Genomic DNA, 16,426 nt, shown 5'->3' on the forward strand with positions numbered 1-16,426 from the left:
ACACTAATGAACAATGCTAAAGCCCCTACCCATCTGTCCCATTCTTTTTTCAAATTGGTATAACAACTCAAAAAAATAAATTATCCCAATTTCACAACTCTTCCTTCCCCTGCTCCCCCTGCTCCCTGCCCTTCTTAAAACCCAAAACCCATATTCCGCACATTGACTGTAACATGGGAAAAGGATGGTAATAAGAACACTTACATCCTATGAACATGTCTCAGAAATTCTGCTTTTGTACCTTGGCTGTGGGTGACAGATATCGTACTCACGCAAGGATGCTAGCTAAAGATATTCAGCAACACACAAATGCTACAGCTCTATGCGTTCTGACCGATCGGCCAGAGTATTTTAAGGAATTTCCTCACGTTCTGGCATTTAAGCACAGCCTTCAAAGCGTGAAAGGGTATCATGATAAACGCTTCGTCCTTGAAAAGGCTCTCTCACTATTTGAGAGTTGCATGTTTTTAGACTCTGATGTCCGAATTCTTGGCGCTGTAACCGGAAAAATGAATTGGCCCCCTGGAATCACAGCTAGAACTGGTTGTAATTTGCTGCAACACATGGCAAATATCAAGAACCCGAAAGAAATTCAAGTTATAGAAGAAGTAGCTGAAAAACTAAATATCGACCTTCACAAAGTGCAGTGGTTCCATGAATTCATGTTTGCCATGCGCGGACAGAATGGATTGGAAAGAAACTTTTTTCAGCTTTGGCAGACGATTTCTTACTTATTTGAAATCCGAGGAATTTATCATGGCGAAGGTTATGCTATGGGACTAGCTGCCGCGAAAGTGGGAATGGCGATCGCATTCGACCGCGAAGATAAATTCCCGTTTTTTAAGGACAATATAGAGCGAATCAGAATCAAAAAAGGACAATCGAATCCCCAGGAAAAACAAATCTATTTCGAGATTCACGAAAATATTGAATATCGAAATCGTTCAATATTGCGAAAAATCAGTGATAAATTGATTAAGAAATCTGTGTTTTTTTATAGGTTATTGCGCCTGAGAAAGGTTGCCAGGAAGGATTCTGATTTTCACAAGTTGTTTGAGGTAAATATATAGGTTGTGAAATGGCGATATTGTAGAGACGTAGAGACGCAGCAGTGCTACGTCTCTACAAAGATATCGGGGAATGCAGAATTAATTTATAGATAATGTCAACCTGCCTCCTGCTTATCTGATGCTCTTTCTGCAACATTTTTCAAGCGACTCGATCGCATTTTGCGGACGCGATCGCTATCTCGAACACCACCTGCTGTTTCATATTCAGCGCTATCTTTGCCGTACTTAATAGCAATTAGCATTAGCATCTTTTGAGAAAGTTTACTCAAATTCTTTTCCATCTGTTCAATTTCAGTTAGAGAAGAATCGGCTAAAGACAGAGCGTTATTATGAATGTCAAGTTTATTTTGTAACTGTTCAATTGACTCAATCAGTTTTTCGAGACTATGATCGTTATCAAATTTGATACTTGGGTCGATCAATTTTATCCCGGCTATTCTTGACTCAACTTTTTCTAAAACGCTGGATTTACGTTTTTTCAGAGCCATAAATTTACCCTTTTAAAATACTTCTAAAGCTAGCTTGCCTTAATTAAATCGAAATCTGGTTCAGCAGAAATCGCAATTTTTGATCGTACAATTTTCAGCTAATATCAGTAATATTTCGGTATTTAATTACTCATCTTAAGAAGGCAAGGCGCAAAAACAAGAGCTAGAAAACATTAGAGAAGCCGCTATTGGGTTGAGGATAGCCGCTATTGGATGAAGAAAAGCCGCTATTGGGTGAAGAAAAGCCGCTATTGGATGAACAAAAGCCACTATTGGACGAAGAAAAGCCGCTATTGGATGAACAAAAGCCACTATTGGATGAAACAAAAGCGGCTATTGGGTGAAGAAAAGCCGCTATTGGGCGAACAAAAGCCACTATTGGGTGAACAATAGTGGCTTCTGTTGTTTGTTGGGGAGTTTGCGATGCCTACGGCGGGCTTCTCTACGAGACGCACTCGCGTTCGCCTACGCAGATGAATATTTTGCTAGCTGGTGATTTCAGAGATTAATGTTATAGGAAAAGTTAGTTTAGATATGTTTAATGTAAATGCGATCGCTTAGTGTTTTGTAGAGTCGAAGAGTGATGGCTGCACCAGGTAAAAGGGACTGGCGATCGGGGAAGAGTTTTGTTAGTACCCAATACTCGTTAAAATCAGCATAATGGTGGAATTAGAGATAATATAGAAAATTTCGGAGAATAAGTTTTGACAACTATTACCGATATCGGCACACTAATTAACCATAATCCTGAAATACACGGCGGTTGCCCAATTATTGCTGGTACAGGGGTGACAGTCCGGCGCATCGCTATCTGGTATAAACAAGGTTACAGCGCAGAAGAAATTGCAGATCAAATTAGTCATTTGACTTTAGCGCAAGTTTATGCAGCTCTAGCTTATTATCATGCGAATCGTGAGGAAATTGATGCTGATATTGCAGCAGAAGAAGCAGAGGCCGACAGATTAGAAACACTGCATAAAAGCCAAAAGCTCTCATGAGCCGAATTAGATTGTACATGGATGAAGATTCTACCGCACGCTCTTTAGTTCTGGCTTTACAAAATCGTGGTGTAGATGTGATAACAAGTCTAAGTTTGAATAGGCTTGGTTATACCGATGAAGAACAGCTAAGATGGGCAACCGAGCAAGGACTTGTTTTATATAGTTCTAATATCAGAGATTTCTACCGTTTGCACGCTGATTTTCTAAGCAAGGAACAATCTCATGCAGGGATGATTTTGGTACAGCAGCAACGTTACTCAGTGGGGGAAATAATGCGCGGTATTTTGAGGTTAATTGCAGCTAAGTCAGCAGAAGAAATGCACAATCAGGTAGAATTTCTGAGTAGTTGGATTGATGAATAGTATCTAATACGCTTGGGTTAGAGCTAAAAACTGGGAAGCGCTATACGCTCTTCGACAGTTTAGACAATTTCTCTGATGATTTTATGACTAATGGCGATCGACCACTCATGTCTTAAATTACGAATTACGTTAGCGTAGCGGGGCGAAGCCCATTACGAATTACGAATTAAAAATTATTTCCACCATCGCGCCACATCTAGAATCGCACGAGCAATTTCTACCGTTGCTGGTTCACTACCTAATGCAAAGATAACTGGAAACAACGCTTTGATATCTTGCAGCAAATTAGGGCGAGTGCGAAGGGATAGTTCGTGAAGCGAATCTTGCCAAAGCGAAAAAAGTTCAGCAGCTGGCATTTGTGACAAACTAAAAGCTAAGGCACTCAAGGCATTGATACGAGAAGACTCATCCTGAATCACCTTGGCAGCAGCAAGGGCTTCTGGCAAAACTTTTGGCAGTTTCTCAGCTAAGGCTCTCAAGGCATAGGCACGAGAAGACTCAGACTGAATTGCTCTGGCAGCAGCAAGGGCTTCTGGCAATAACTCTGGTGGCAGTTTCTCAGCTAAGGCACTCAAAGCATTGACACGAAAAGGCTCATCCTGAATCGCCCTAGCAGCATCAAGGGCTTCTGGCAAAACTTCTGGCAGATTCTGAGCTAAAGCACTCAAAGCATTGAAACGAGAAAGCTCATCCTGAATCGCCCTGGCAGCATCAAGGGCTTCTGGTAAATTCTGAGCCAAGGCACTCAAAGCATTGAAACGAGAAAGCTCATCCTGAATCGCCCTGGCAGCATCAAGGGCTTCTGGCAAATTCTGAGCTAAGGCACTCAAAGCATTGAAACGAGAAAGCTCATCCTGAATCGCCCTGGCAGCATCAAGGGCTTCTAGCAATAACTTTGGTTGCAATTTCGGTGCTAAGGCAGCTAAAGCGTTGGCACGAGAATACTCAAACTCAATCGCTTTGGCAGCAGCAAAGGCTTCTGGCAATAATTCTGGTGGTAGTTTCTTTACTAAGGCACTCAAGGCATTAGCAAAATATCTGTCTTCCTGAATCGCTTTGGCAGTAGCAAGGGCTTCTGGCATTAACTCTGGTGGCAGTTTGTCAGCTAAGGCAGTTAAGGCATAGCTACAAAATTTCTCATGCTGAATCGCTTTAGCAGCAGCAAGGGCTTCTGGCATTAACTCTGGTGGCAGGTTCTGTGCTAAGGTACTCAAGACATACACACAAAATCCCTCATCATGAATCGCTTTAGCAGCATCAAGGGCTTCTGGCATTAACTCTGGTGGCAGTTTGTCAGCTAAGCTGCTCAAAGCATTGGCGCGAAAATGCTCATCCTGAATTGCCCTGGCAGCAGCAAGGGCTTCTGGCAAAACTTCTGGCAGTTTTTGTCCTAAAGCAATCAAGGCGTCGGCACGAGAAGACTCATCCTGAATCGCCCTGGCCGCAGCAAGGGCTTCTGGCAATAATTCTGGTGGCAGTTTGTCAGCTAAGGCACTCAAGGCATTGGCACGATGATATTCAGACTGAATCGCCCTGGCAGCAGCAAGAGCTTCTAGCAAAAGTTCTGGCAGTTTTTGTCCTAAGGTAGTCAAGGCGTCGGCACGAGAAGACTCATCCTGAATCACCCTGGCCGCAGCAAGGGCTTCTGGCAAAACTTCTGGCAGATTTTTAGCTAAAACACTCAAAGCATTTGCACGAGAAGACTCATCCTGAATCGCCCTGGCCACAGCAAGGGCTTCTGGCAAAACTTCTGGCAGATTCTTAGCTAAGCCACTCAAAACATTTGCACGAGAAGACTCATCCTGAATTGCCCTGGCCGCAGCAAGGGCTTCTGGCAATAATTCTGGTGGCAGTTTGTCAGCTAAGGCACTCAAGGCATTGGCACGATGATATTCAGACTGAATCGCCCTGGCAGCAGCAAGGGCTTGTGGCAAAACTTCTGGCAGTTTTTGTCCTAAGGCAATCAAGGCATCGGCACGAGAAGACTCATCCTGAATCGCCCTGGCCGCAGCAAGGGCTTCTGGCAATAATTCTGGTGGCAGTTTGTCAGCTAAGGCACTCAAGGCATTGGCACGATGATATTCAGACTGAATCGCCCTGGCAGCAGCAAGGGCTTGTGGCAAAACTTCTGGTAGTTTTTGTCCTAAGCCAGTCAAGACGCCGACACGAGAAGACTCATCCTGAATCGCCGTAATAGCAGCAAGGGCTTCTGGCAAAACTTCTGGCAGATTCTTAACTAAAACACTCAAAGCATTTGCACGAAAATTGTTATCCTGAATCGCCGTAATAGCAGCAAGGGCTTCTGGCAAAACTTCTGGCAGTTTGTCAGCTAAGGCATTCAAGACATTAGCACGAGAAGACTCAGACTGAATCGCCCTGGCAGCAGCAAGGGCTTTTGGCAATAATTCTGGTGGCAGTTTGTCAGCTAAGGCGCTCAAGGCATTGGCACGAGAATGCTCATCCTGAATTGCCCTGGCAGCAGCAAGGGCTTCCGGCAACAACTCTGGCAGTTTGTCAGCTAAGGCACTCAAGGCATTGGCACGAGAATGCTCATCCTGAATTGCCCTGGCAGCAGTAAGGGCTTTTTGCAGTGCTAATTCTTGAAGATTTGCTGGCAAATAATTGACTAGTTCTGCCAACGAGTTGACTTTCTCCTGCGGTTCTGGTTTTTGCAGGGCATAAGCTAGTCCTTGTTCGGGAGTCCACATCTTGTTTTTTACCAACGCCACCAGCAAATCTGCTGGTAGATTAGCTGCCAAACTATTCATTGATGCAGTAATCAAAGCATAACGACACTGCAAACTGATAACTTGAGACAAGACTGATTCAGTCCGAGTCGCTTCTGCTATTTCCCAGGCACGAGAAATATCTGTGATGTAACCGCCAGTTTGTGCCAATTGTTCTCGTACTTCATACCAGCCATTGTTTCCAGTTGCGGACTCCTCCCACAATAAGCAGTGAATCTCTTCTACCTGTCGAGCCTTTTCCAAATGCCAAACTAAACGCTGATGAATGTAACCATCATCGGGTAGAGTATGCCATAAACCATTCTGGGTTTTCTGCCGATACTTCTCCAACAAAGCAGCGTGAGCATCAGCAAGGTTTAAACCCAACCCAGCCAAATTTCCTTCGCGCTTTGGCACAGAGGGAGCAGTTAACAAATTACACGCTAAATCGTGGAATAAGTCATGTAAGCGATAGGTAAGCATACCATCAGCAAGCGGTACTCCTGTTAATAGCAATGCTTTATTCCGTAAATATTGCAACATCTTGGCAGCATCACGCTTATCCATTTGCCACAGTGTTGCCGCCATCATCTTATTAATGTTGACATCCTCCGGCAACACCCCTAACCAAGAGAAATGCTGCTGCTTTTCTGCTGGCATTCTCTTGACACTCAAATTTAAAGATGCGGTTAAACTCAGGCGTTTTAAACTAGCCTCATCGGTAATTTCTTCGGCTTCCGGTCGGTCAAAACTTGTTAATCTGGCTACTTCTTGCCGAATATCTCCCAACAGTTCATCCCAAGTCGTACCATAGGCAACTTCGGCGGCTGCAAGTTCCAATGCTAGGGGAAGATAACCAACACCTTTGGCTAAATTTTCTGCTGAGTGACGTTCTGTACCTGTAATCTCGCGTCTTAGTTTCTTCGTCAGCAATTCCATTGCCTGTTCTGGTTTCATTATATCCAGGCTGTAAGTGCTGGCTGCTAACGCATCGGCAATGTGGCCTTCACGAGTAGTTACCAAAACTTGACAACGCAACCCACCAACATTAAACGCTTGTGCATTTTCGATATTCCAAGCATCATCCACCACTAGTAACACAGCCTTGTCATAAAGCAGAGTCCGCAAATGGTTGGAAGTCGCTGTTACACTCGTAGGCTTAAAGCTATAGTCTCCTAATGCTTGCACCCAGCCACTAAGTAAAGCCAGCACATCAGGTTGTTGACCTAATGTTGCCCAAAGAATGCCATCACAAAACCGACATTGCACCTCTGCATCATGGGCTAAAGCCGCAGCTAAAGTAGATTTGCCCACCGAACCCAAGCCGTGAATTGCAGTAATTACCAAAGTGCGACTGTCAGCCGATGAACCATTTAAAAGACGAGTCTTTAAATCATCGCTGTACTCTGGGCGTTCTACAAAGTGTGCAGGTAAAGGTGGCGCTTGAAATACAGTAAGTTTAGTTTGGGGTGCAACAGCAACACCCTCATCTTGGGTGGAATTGGCTGCTAATTTTTTCGATTTGTTTGGTCTGTTATTTTCCCATACCTCATCAAACCGTTTTAAGTTCTTTTCCCTATCCCTTGACCATAGCTTAAGTGTAAAGCGCCATTCATCAACACCCTTAGTTTGCAAACGGTTATCTTCCAGAATCTTCAAGAAATCCTTGAGCAAATTCAAGGCTTCTCGAATTTGGTCTTTAGTTAACTTGCCAAGATATTTATCTTTTTGCGTTAGAAACTCTAAAGCTACCAGGGTTGTCTCAATAGTCAGCTTGGGGTTAGTGCTGTCTTCGTCTTTCCAGTCGTACTGAATTCTAAAGTCACCGTCCTCAAATTCTCCATCAGCGAAACAAAGCAACGCCTCCAACAGACGCTTAACTCGCTTTTTAGGTTCAGGACCGTAAGTTTGTCGCGGCATTGCATTTCAAAAATTGAGCAAGAACTTTGGGGCTACCCCAAATTGAAACTACCACCCCAAGCTAATTAAATCCTGATTTTAAAGCATTTTCCGCGAGTTTGGGGTATTTGCTTAGGGACACAACCCCAAAGAGAACCTGTATCTATCAACTCTTTGGGGTACAAACAAATGCAACGCAAGCGTCAAGATATTCTCGGTAAAACAATTGCTTTGTTGCTGACAATGCAACTATTCTTTATTGGTTTACAAGCTAAAATCCGAATTGACCAAGGTAACTCAAGCCTTGAGGCATTAAGCTGGATGATTCAACAGTATATTCCAGTGCTGGTTAAAATTCGCAGCTTGCAGGATAAAAAGGAGAAAAAGGATTCTCCAAAGATTAAAAGTAAAAGATGAAGTGGTAGGGTGTGTTAGGCGGAACGCTGTAACGCACCATTTAAAGAATTCTGTTAAGAATAATCGTAGAGTAATGTATGCCATCCACGCCAAAACTGCTGTATGAGTCGTCCCCGAATCATTCAACCCGGTCAAAGCTATACATTCAGCAAATATTTTGAACTACCGTTTTCTCCAGAAGATATTCTGGCTGAACTTGGCTGTTCTTATCAACGCGATCGCTTGCAATTACCAAAAACAGAATTCAACCCCAATCAAATCGCAGAATTACAGCGAACGATTGAGCGTAATCTCCGACGCGTCAAGCTACTTAGCGAAGACGCACGCAAGCAAGCAATTATCGCACCAATATTACTAGAAGTTTGTGAAATTGCCCAAACGCAATTGAGTATTGAGTATGCCATTAATGTTAGCGACCAACTAAAAGGTAGCTTGGATTATTACATTGATAAAGGTAAAGGCTTGTTGGTAATTGAAGCGAAACAAGCAGATTTAAGTAGAGGTTTTACTCAATTAGCAGTTGAATTGATTGCACTCGACCAGTGGATAAATTCTGAATTGCCAGTTCTTTATGGGGCAGTAACTACTGGTGAAGATTGGCGATTTGCAATCTACAACCGTCAAGAAAAACAGATAACCGAAGACATGAAATTATATCGAGTTCCTGAAGAATTAGTTGAGTTAACTCATATTTTAGTTGGCATCTTGAGCAATTAAAGATCCAAAAAGTCATATTGATGTATCAAATATTTTTTGACCCCACCCTAACCCTCCCCTTATAAAGGGGAGGGAACAGGATTTTATTATTTCCCCCCTTTATAAGGGGGGATTAAGGGGGGTAATAATTCAATTCAAGTGGCAGCCAACCAGTTTTCAAACATCCTCTAACGCACCATATTCACACATTAAGACTCCATCTCTGCTAATTCTAACCAGCGTTCAGTCGCTACATCGATCGCTTGTTTTAAAGATTCCACTTCTTCATACAATTTCTGCACTTGAGTATAATTCCCTGGAGGCACATTTGCGAGTGTTTTCTCAGCTTGTGCCTTATCAGCTTCTAACTGGGCAATTTTACCTTCTAACTGGTCAAATTCTTTTTTCTCCCAATTGGATAATCTGCGCCGCTTTTGATTTTCGTTATTCTTGGGTGAAGATGCACCATTTTGGGATTCGACATTTTTCGGCTTTTCTTTAGTACTAGCAGCCTGTTGCTGTGCTTCTTCTTCTGCTTTTTTGTAGTCCAGATAAACTGAGTAATTGCCTGGATATTGGCGCAGGTTACCGCCTTCTTCAAAGGAAAAAATTGTGTCGATGGTGCGGTCGAGAAAGTAGCGATCGTGAGAAACTACAATTACACACCCGACAAAATCTTCTAAATATTCTTCTAGTACTGCCAATGTCTGAACATCTAAATCATTTGTCGGTTCATCTAATATTAAGACATTCGGCGCACTCATGAGAACGCGCAACAGAAATAAACGGCGTTTTTCTCCACCAGAAAGTTTATGAATTGGGGCATATTGTTGATTTCCAGGAAACAGAAATCGCTCCAACATTTGGGAAGCAGTAATTTGAGTTCCATCGGTGATTTTGACAAATTCTCCTTCTTCTTTGATGTAGTCAATTACACGCTGATTTTCGTTTAAAGCTGTGAGCAATTCTTCAGAATGCTGGTCAAAATAACCGATGTGAATTGTAGTACCAATTTCTGCACTACCAGAATCAGGCTGAATTCGTCCTGTAATAATATCCATTAAAGTGGATTTACCTGCACCGTTAGCACCGATGATGCCAATGCGGTCTTCTGGACTAAATTCGTAGGTAAAATCTTTAATCAGGGTGCGTCCGTTATAAGCTTTGGAAACGTTATTTAATTCAATAACTTTCTTACCAATGCGACGACCAACTGTAGAGATATCAACTTTACCCTGAACTTGTTTAAACTCAGTATCTCGTAGAGCGTGTGCGCGGTCAATTCTGGCTTTTTGTTTGGTACTTCTGGCTTTTGGCCCTTTTTTGAGCCATTCCAACTCGCGCCGTAACAGGCCTTGATGTTTGCGTTGAGTGCTAATAGCAGATTCTTCCGCTAAAGCTTTCTTTTCCAGGTAGTATGAATAGTTACCTGTATAAGTGTAAATGTCGCCTCGGTCTATTTCGATGATACGATTAGTGACGCGATCTAAAAAATAGCGATCGTGGGTGATGAGAAAAAGTGCGCCGCGATAGCGATTTAAATAACTTTGTAACCATTCTACAGAAAGAGCATCGAGGTGGTTTGTTGGCTCGTCCATGAGTAGAACATCTGGTTCTGCTAGCAAGGCTGTGGCTAAAGCAATGCGTTTGCGATAGCCTCCAGATAAAGTGCCGATTTTGGCGTCAAAGTCAGAAATTCCTAATTTGGTGAGGATGATTTTAGCGTTGGTTTCTAGTTCCCAAGCATTACTTGTATCCATCCGTTGCATCACAGCCGAAAGGCGAGACATGAGTTGACTATCATCTGGATAGTGAGCCAATTTATCAGAAAGTTCTTCGTATTCACGCACTAAAGTCATGTGTTCGCCGCTATCAGCAAAAATTTGCTCTAAGACTGTGCGATTTTCATCTAAATCTGGCTGTTGAGGTAAGTAGATGATTTTAGAACCAGAGTTGATTAAAATTTGACCGCTATCGATGGGTTCTAAGCCGGCAATCATTTTTAGTAGGGTTGATTTACCAGAACCGTTAGTACCAATTAAGCCGACTTTATCGGTGGCGTCTAGGCTAAAGCTGGCATCTTTTAAAATTTCTTTTATGCCAAAGTCTTTTTGGATTGATTGGAGGGTAATGAGACTCATAGGATTTAGAATATAGGGGTTTTTTATTTGCACGCACGAGGCAAGAGAGGCGCAGAGAAAGAGAGGGAGGAGTAAGAAAGGAGGTATAGCAGTTGAAGCAGATGTTAGGAGATAAGCTAATCGTAAAATTTGCAAGCAAAGAGACTTTGAAAGCTGTTGCTTTTTGTCTGTTCTCTGCTTACCTATTGATGAATTTTAAATGAATAAATCCAAGGGGAGATGTCCATACATTTCGTTAATTCCAGCTTCGTTGAAAGATTGGCAAGATACTAAGACGCCGCGGTGATGTCCAGCATAGGAATCGACATAACACAAGCCGTTTTTGCCATTTAATTTGATATAAACCGGGCCTTCAGGTGTAGGTAAATTACTTGGTGGTTCATAACCAAAGGCCAGAGAATAGGTTTTCATGGCTAATATTCCTTCTTCTGCTGTATCAGCACAAATTCCTAAAATTTCATAGTCAGCAAGGTTAGCCATCAAAATTAAGGCATTACGAATTACATCTTTTTCACCTGGTTTGAGGACAGGTGCTATATCTAAACAGTTAAATTTATTCAGAATTTTTCTTGCTTCTTCGGGAGTTAGATGATGATTAGAATTTGCCATAATTTTACTTGATTATCCTGTTGGTTGTTCTTTAGGAGGCAGGAGGCAGAAGGCAGAAGGCAGAAGGCAGGTGGTTACTGAATCTCGACTTCGCTCGATTTCCGCGTAGCCGAAGTGGGGCAGGAGGGAAAAGCCAGTTTTTATTGGGGTTTTAAAATTTTGTGTTTTACATTTAATTATGTCTACCTACTTATTTGATTGTTGAGTGTTGAGTGTTGAGTGTTGACTGAAGACTTATTTTCCTTATCTCTCCAATCTAGAATTACTTTCACGGGTTATTTTCTACATTTCCAAGGTTAAAAATGAATGGTACGTTGCTTTTTGAATCACCACTCATAACGAGGACTTTTGGCATTTGAGCGCCGCCAGTTTTCCAAGCTTCAATTGCTTCTTTTTGCAGAACTAATTGCCCTCCTTGGGCTTTGAGTGTCTCTGCTAAAAGCCTTTGAGCTTCTGCTTTTCCTTTTGCTCGATTTACTTCTGCTTGTGCTTCTTGTTCGGCTTCTCGCGCTACATAAACTGCTCTTTGCGCTCGTTGTTCGGCAATTTGTTTTTCTTCGACTGCTTTAGCGAATTCTGGAGAGAATGTCAAGTCAACGACGCTAGTATCTAAGACAATTATCCCATATTTGTCTAGGCGATCGCCTAATGCATTATCAAAGTCTTCTTTCAATTCACTTCTTTTAGTAATTGCCTCTTCTACTGTTCTTCTCGCTGCCGCAATTTTAAATGCTTCTTGGGTTTGGGGAGCAATTATTTTTGATACTATATTCTCTAAAGTTCCTTGTTTTCTCCTTACCTCAACTACCTGTATCGGATCGAGACGAAAGTTAATTGCAAATCTCGCTGATAAGTTTTGCAAATCCTTCGTAGAACTTTCCGCTGGCACTTCAAATTTTTGCACTGTCAAATCATACACATCTATTACAGAAATAAAAGGTGGTTTGAGGTGGATACCTTCCAATAAAGCGCCATCTCTAGCTTTACCCAAAATGCTAATCACTCCTGCTTGCCCTGGGTTGATAATAATAAAAGAATTTAGCCCAACGATCGCTAATATTGCTAACACAATTCCCAAAACTGTGCTTTGCCAATTACCAAATTGTTGATTTTTCAAGTTCTTCTCTCCATGTAAGTGATGAGTATTGAGTACTAAACTCTAAGTTAGGAGTCACTAGGCAGAAGGCAGGAGGCAGGATTCTTCATTTTGAATTTTGAATGCGTGAATTTTGAATTGGTTGTCTCCCCCCTACCCATTCCTACATCTTTCCATCTCCCGATGTCGTCATTCTTCAGATTCAGGATTCAAAACTTGATTCCGTGGTAATATCAATTGCACGCAAATGCAAAAAGCCGTGGCTACCGTACTAAAATCTCATCAAGTCTCAAGAAGGCGTAAACATTCGACGCATCCTCTCCAGCGTTTGTTGGACTATGCACATCAGTATCGTAAACAAATTTGGCTAGCGACTACTTATTCTATCCTTAATAAATTTTTTGACTTGGCGCCACCTGGCTTAATTGGTGTGGCAGTAGATGTGGTAGTCAAACAGCAGGATTCCATAATTGCACAGTTAGGGGTACGCGATGTCTTTGGACAATTTTTGATTATTTCTTTCCTCACTGTCATCATTTGGATTCTAGAATCTGTTTTTGAGTATGCCTACGATCGCCTTTGGCGTAATTTAGCACAGAATATTCAGCATAACTTACGTTTGGATGCATATAAACATCTGCAAGAGCTAGAGTTAGCTTATTTTGAAGAACGCAGCACTGGCGGTTTAATGTCAGTCCTCAGTGACGATATTAACCAATTAGAGCGATTTTTGGATGTGGGGGCAAATGATATCATCCAAGTTGCCACAACTGTCATCATTATTGGCGGCGCTTTCTTTATATTGGCTCCTAGTGTAGCGTGGATGGCTCTATCGCCGATGCCATTCATTCTCTGGGGTTCGTTTGCTTATCAACGTCTACTCGCACCCCGCTATGCTGATGTGCGGGAAAAGGTAGGTTTTCTCAACTCGCGTTTGGCAAATAATATCAGCGGTATTACTACTATTAAAAGTTTTACCGCTGAAGTTTATGAAGCCTACCGTTTGGAAATAGATAGTGAAGCTTATCGTCGCAGTAATGCTAAGGCAATTGCCCTTTCTGCGGCTTTTGTACCGTTAATTCGGATGTTAATTTTGGTAGGTTTCACGGCCTTACTTTTATATGGCGGGATGGCAGCGGTTTCTGGAAGAATGTCTGTCGGCACTTACAGCGTGTTGGTGTTTTTAATCCAGCGTTTGTTGTGGCCTTTAACAAGATTAGGTCAAACTTTTGACCAATATCAACGGGCAATGGCTTCTACTAATCGAGTGATGAATTTGTTAGATACTCCCATTAATATTCATACAGGAAATACAGCGTTGCCTGTAGATGAAGTGCGGGGTGAAGTCCAATTTAAAAATGTTTATTTTGCCTATAAAGATAGATTTCCAGTAATTAAAAATCTGTCTTTGGATGTTCCAGCCGGAAAAACTATTGCAATTGTCGGTTCTACTGGTTCTGGAAAAAGTACTTTAGTCAAACTTTTGTTGCGGTTATACGAAGTACAAGCCGGAAGTATTACCGTTGATGGAATTGATTTGCAAAGTTTGAATTTAAAAGATTTACGCCGTTGTATTGGTTTGGTGAGTCAAGATGTGTTTCTATTTCATGGCACCGTAGCAGAGAATATTGCTTATGGTAGCTTTAGTGCCAACGAGCAAGAAATTATCACGGCGGCGAAGATAGCCGAGGCGCACGAATTTATTATTAACTTGCCCCAAGGTTATGAGACAATTGTGGGGGAAAGAGGACAAAAGTTGTCTGGCGGACAAAGACAACGGATTGCGATCGCCCGTGCAGTTCTGAAAAATCCACCCATCTTGATTTTAGATGAGGCAACCTCAGCGGTGGATAATGAAACAGAAGCCGCTATTCAGCGATCGCTAGAACGCATTACAGTAGATAGAACTACAATTGCGATCGCTCATCGTCTTTCCACCATCCGCAATGCCGATTGCATTTATGTCATGGAACATGGGAAATTAGTAGAATCAGGAACCCATGAAGAATTGCTAGAGCAAAATGGCATCTATTCCAGCCTTTGGCGCGTACAAAGTGGCTTGAGATAAAGATCCCCCATTCTTAATTACGAATTACGAATTATTTATGATTTTTGGTAATCCTCAACCGGAAACAGCAGATAACAAGTGGCGTCGCCAGTTGGATAAGTTTGTCAAAGCAAATCAAAAAGAATTGGCGGCACTTTTTTGGGGATTATGGTTAGCAAATGGCGACAGCAAGGGTACTGTTGGCATTGATTTGCAACCTACACCGCATTTTGTTTATTGTCCTCAAGAACAGATTGAAAATTTAAATAATAAAGTTGAAAATCGGCTGCAAGAAATTTTGGGAATTATAGAAAATCACAAGCCGGAAGTGGAAGTTGTGATGATTGGTATCGGTAAGGGTGAAATTAAGTTAATTCAATTTGCACCGGAACCTGCGCCAGCGATTTGTTTTGAGCAAGTTGGGAAGGATGTTGATGGTTTATTGGAATTGTTGGAAGAGAGGATGAGTGAGGAGATTGTTTTTTAACGCAAAGAACGCAAAGGTAAGCGCAGAGGAACGCAGAGAAAAGACTTTATTTAATAACAAGCTGATGTAGTGTTTGCGTCTATGCTGATTGTTCTACAATTTAAGTAGAGCGATCGCTGTGTTGATTTGCGAAGAAACGTTATATTTAAGTAAATAATTTATCTAAGAAAACGTAATGGCTACCGTCACTATCACCACTAAAGGAAAAGTAATTATTCCTAAAGAAATTCGGGATTATCTTAATCTTGATATAGGTAGTAAGGTTGATTTTGTCATTGATGAAAATGGGACAGTTAAACTAATTCCACTCAATGTTCCTGTTCAAACCTTGTCCGGCATTTTATATCGTCCGGCGATGAAAAGTGCGACTTTAGAAGAAATGGAAGTAGCAATCCAAAAATGTGCAAGTGATTGGAGTTGATACAAATATTTTAGTGCGATACCTCACAAAAGATGATGAAAAGCAGTGGAACAGGCAGCTGAAATTATCGAAGCAGGAGAGCAATGTTTTGTAGTGAATATAGTTCTTTGTGAGTTGGTTTGGGTTTTACGGGGAAAGCCCTATGAATTTAGTAGGGAAGAAATTAGCAACACTATAGAGTTAATGTTGCAATGTTCGGTGTTTGAGCTAGAAAATCGCTCTTTAGTTTATCAAGCATTACAGCGATTTAAGCAGGGAAAGGCAGATTTATCCGACTATTTAATCGGTGCGTTGGCGCAGCCCGCCGCAGGCATCGCTCAACATAATGATTGTAGTTCAACAGTAACTTTTGACAGAAAGTTAAGAAGCGAACAGGGATTTGATTTACTTGGATGATGCTTATTTTGCAATTGGCGATCGCTCTCCATTATCAACAAGTTCTACAATTTAAGTGGAGCGATGTATGCGACGGGCTACGGCTACGTCCTCATAACACCATCATTCCACCTCAGAATAAGAACATTCTCGTTTAAAACAGGAACGTTCTCACTTGAAACAAGAATATTCTCGTTTAAAACAGGAACGTTCTCACTTGAAACAAGAACATTCTCGTTTAAAACAGGAACGTACCCACCTGGAACAAGAACATTCTCGTTTAAAACAGAAACGTTCTCAGTTGAAACAGAAACGTTCTTATTTTAAACATGAAACTTCGAGTTCAGAACAGGAAACTTGGAGATAAAAGCTTGATTGATGAGGTTAGGAACTTAAATTTTACTGTAGTGAAGAGAGGCGATGCCTGCGGCGAGCCTCATCTACGCGCAAATATGCTAAACTTTCACGAACAATAATAGTATTAGGACAATTTAAGCCTAAGAGATCGTTTATAAAGTAAATCTTAAGTAGGGTGTGTTATGGCTTTAGCCTAACGCACCGCTATATAAGACGGTGCGTTAGGCGCTCATC

Annotated in this window: 15 protein-coding genes and 1 pseudogene; 11 read left to right on the plus strand and 5 right to left on the minus strand. The window is 41.8% G+C overall.

Annotated features, from left to right (window positions below):
- The first annotated feature begins 278 nt into the window (after positions 1-278).
- Positions 279-1,070, plus strand: coding sequence for a hypothetical protein (locus NSTC745_RS09790; RefSeq protein ID WP_445636977.1), 792 nt, complete (start codon positions 279-281; stop codon positions 1,068-1,070).
- 95 nt (positions 1,071-1,165) lie between these two features.
- Here the strand turns inward: NSTC745_RS09790 and NSTC745_RS09795 are convergent, their stop codons facing one another.
- Positions 1,166-1,558, minus strand: a complete 393-nt coding sequence (locus tag NSTC745_RS09795; RefSeq protein WP_445636978.1) for a hypothetical protein — start codon at positions 1,556-1,558, stop codon at positions 1,166-1,168.
- Between the two features lie 209 nt (positions 1,559-1,767).
- Between NSTC745_RS09795 and NSTC745_RS09800 the strand changes: the two genes are divergently transcribed.
- The 3 genes from NSTC745_RS09800 (at position 1,768) to NSTC745_RS09810 (ending at position 2,921) form a co-directional block, all read left to right on the plus strand.
- Positions 1,768-1,902, plus strand: a complete 135-nt coding sequence (locus tag NSTC745_RS09800) for a hypothetical protein (protein ID WP_445636979.1) — start codon at positions 1,768-1,770, stop codon at positions 1,900-1,902.
- A gap of 360 nt (positions 1,903-2,262) precedes the next feature.
- Positions 2,263-2,556, plus strand: coding sequence for a DUF433 domain-containing protein (locus NSTC745_RS09805; protein ID WP_445636980.1), 294 nt, complete (start codon positions 2,263-2,265; stop codon positions 2,554-2,556).
- Positions 2,553-2,921 (plus strand): DUF5615 family PIN-like protein, encoded by a 369-nt coding sequence (locus NSTC745_RS09810; RefSeq protein ID WP_445636981.1) that lies wholly within the window; start codon positions 2,553-2,555, stop codon positions 2,919-2,921. Before NSTC745_RS09805 ends, NSTC745_RS09810 begins: the two co-directional genes overlap by 4 nt.
- Before the next feature lie 173 nt (positions 2,922-3,094).
- Here NSTC745_RS09810 and NSTC745_RS09815 read toward each other — a convergent pair whose 3' ends face one another.
- Positions 3,095-7,567: an NB-ARC domain-containing protein gene (locus NSTC745_RS09815; protein ID WP_445636982.1), complete on the minus strand. Its 4,473-nt coding sequence runs from the start codon at positions 7,565-7,567 to the stop codon at positions 3,095-3,097.
- 168 nt (positions 7,568-7,735) lie between these two features.
- Here NSTC745_RS09815 and NSTC745_RS09820 point away from each other — a divergent pair, with 168 nt between their 5' ends.
- Entirely contained in the window at positions 7,736-7,963 is a 228-nt protein-coding gene (locus tag NSTC745_RS09820) for a hypothetical protein (RefSeq protein ID WP_445636983.1), read from the plus strand.
- Between the two features lie 102 nt (positions 7,964-8,065).
- Positions 8,066-8,680, plus strand: a complete 615-nt coding sequence (locus tag NSTC745_RS09825) for a hypothetical protein (RefSeq protein ID WP_445636984.1) — start codon at positions 8,066-8,068, stop codon at positions 8,678-8,680.
- Between the two features lie 188 nt (positions 8,681-8,868).
- On the opposite strand, the gene NSTC745_RS09830 is transcribed toward NSTC745_RS09825, so the two are convergent.
- The 3 genes from NSTC745_RS09830 to NSTC745_RS09840 all read right to left on the minus strand — a co-directional run bounded on the left by NSTC745_RS09830 (position 8,869) and on the right by NSTC745_RS09840 (position 12,526).
- The gene (locus tag NSTC745_RS09830) at positions 8,869-10,800 is read right to left on the minus strand and encodes an ABC-F family ATP-binding cassette domain-containing protein (protein ID WP_445636985.1); all 1,932 of its coding nucleotides are present in this window, start codon (positions 10,798-10,800) and stop codon (positions 8,869-8,871) included.
- 195 nt (positions 10,801-10,995) lie between these two features.
- Entirely contained in the window at positions 10,996-11,409 is a 414-nt protein-coding gene (locus NSTC745_RS09835; protein ID WP_445636986.1) for a DUF1824 family protein, read from the minus strand.
- Positions 11,410-11,677: 268 nt separating this feature from the next.
- On the minus strand, positions 11,678-12,526 hold the full coding sequence (locus NSTC745_RS09840) for a prohibitin family protein (protein WP_445636987.1): 849 nt from the start codon (positions 12,524-12,526) through the stop codon (positions 11,678-11,680).
- Between the two features lie 226 nt (positions 12,527-12,752).
- Between NSTC745_RS09840 and NSTC745_RS09845 the strand changes: the two genes are divergently transcribed.
- From NSTC745_RS09845 to NSTC745_RS09865, 5 genes and pseudogenes are all read left to right on the plus strand, one after another.
- Positions 12,753-14,573, plus strand: coding sequence for an ABC transporter ATP-binding protein (locus tag NSTC745_RS09845; protein ID WP_445636988.1), 1,821 nt, complete (start codon positions 12,753-12,755; stop codon positions 14,571-14,573).
- A 37-nt stretch (positions 14,574-14,610) separates the two neighbouring features.
- Complete coding sequence (ccmS, locus tag NSTC745_RS09850) at positions 14,611-15,039, plus strand: beta-carboxysome assembly chaperone CcmS (protein ID WP_445636989.1); 429 nt, start codon at positions 14,611-14,613, stop codon at positions 15,037-15,039.
- Positions 15,040-15,214: 175 nt separating this feature from the next.
- On the plus strand, positions 15,215-15,460 hold the full coding sequence (locus tag NSTC745_RS09855; protein WP_445636990.1) for an AbrB/MazE/SpoVT family DNA-binding domain-containing protein: 246 nt from the start codon (positions 15,215-15,217) through the stop codon (positions 15,458-15,460).
- Positions 15,447-15,856, plus strand: a pseudogene (locus NSTC745_RS09860) (PIN domain-containing protein). Before NSTC745_RS09855 ends, NSTC745_RS09860 begins: the two are co-directional and overlap by 14 nt.
- On the plus strand, positions 15,853-15,993 hold the full coding sequence (locus NSTC745_RS09865; protein WP_445636991.1) for a hypothetical protein: 141 nt from the start codon (positions 15,853-15,855) through the stop codon (positions 15,991-15,993). Before NSTC745_RS09860 ends, NSTC745_RS09865 begins: the two are co-directional and overlap by 4 nt.
- Positions 15,994-16,426: the final 433 nt, after the last annotated feature.

It is taken from the genome of Nostoc sp. DSM 114161, from assembly GCF_052692665.1.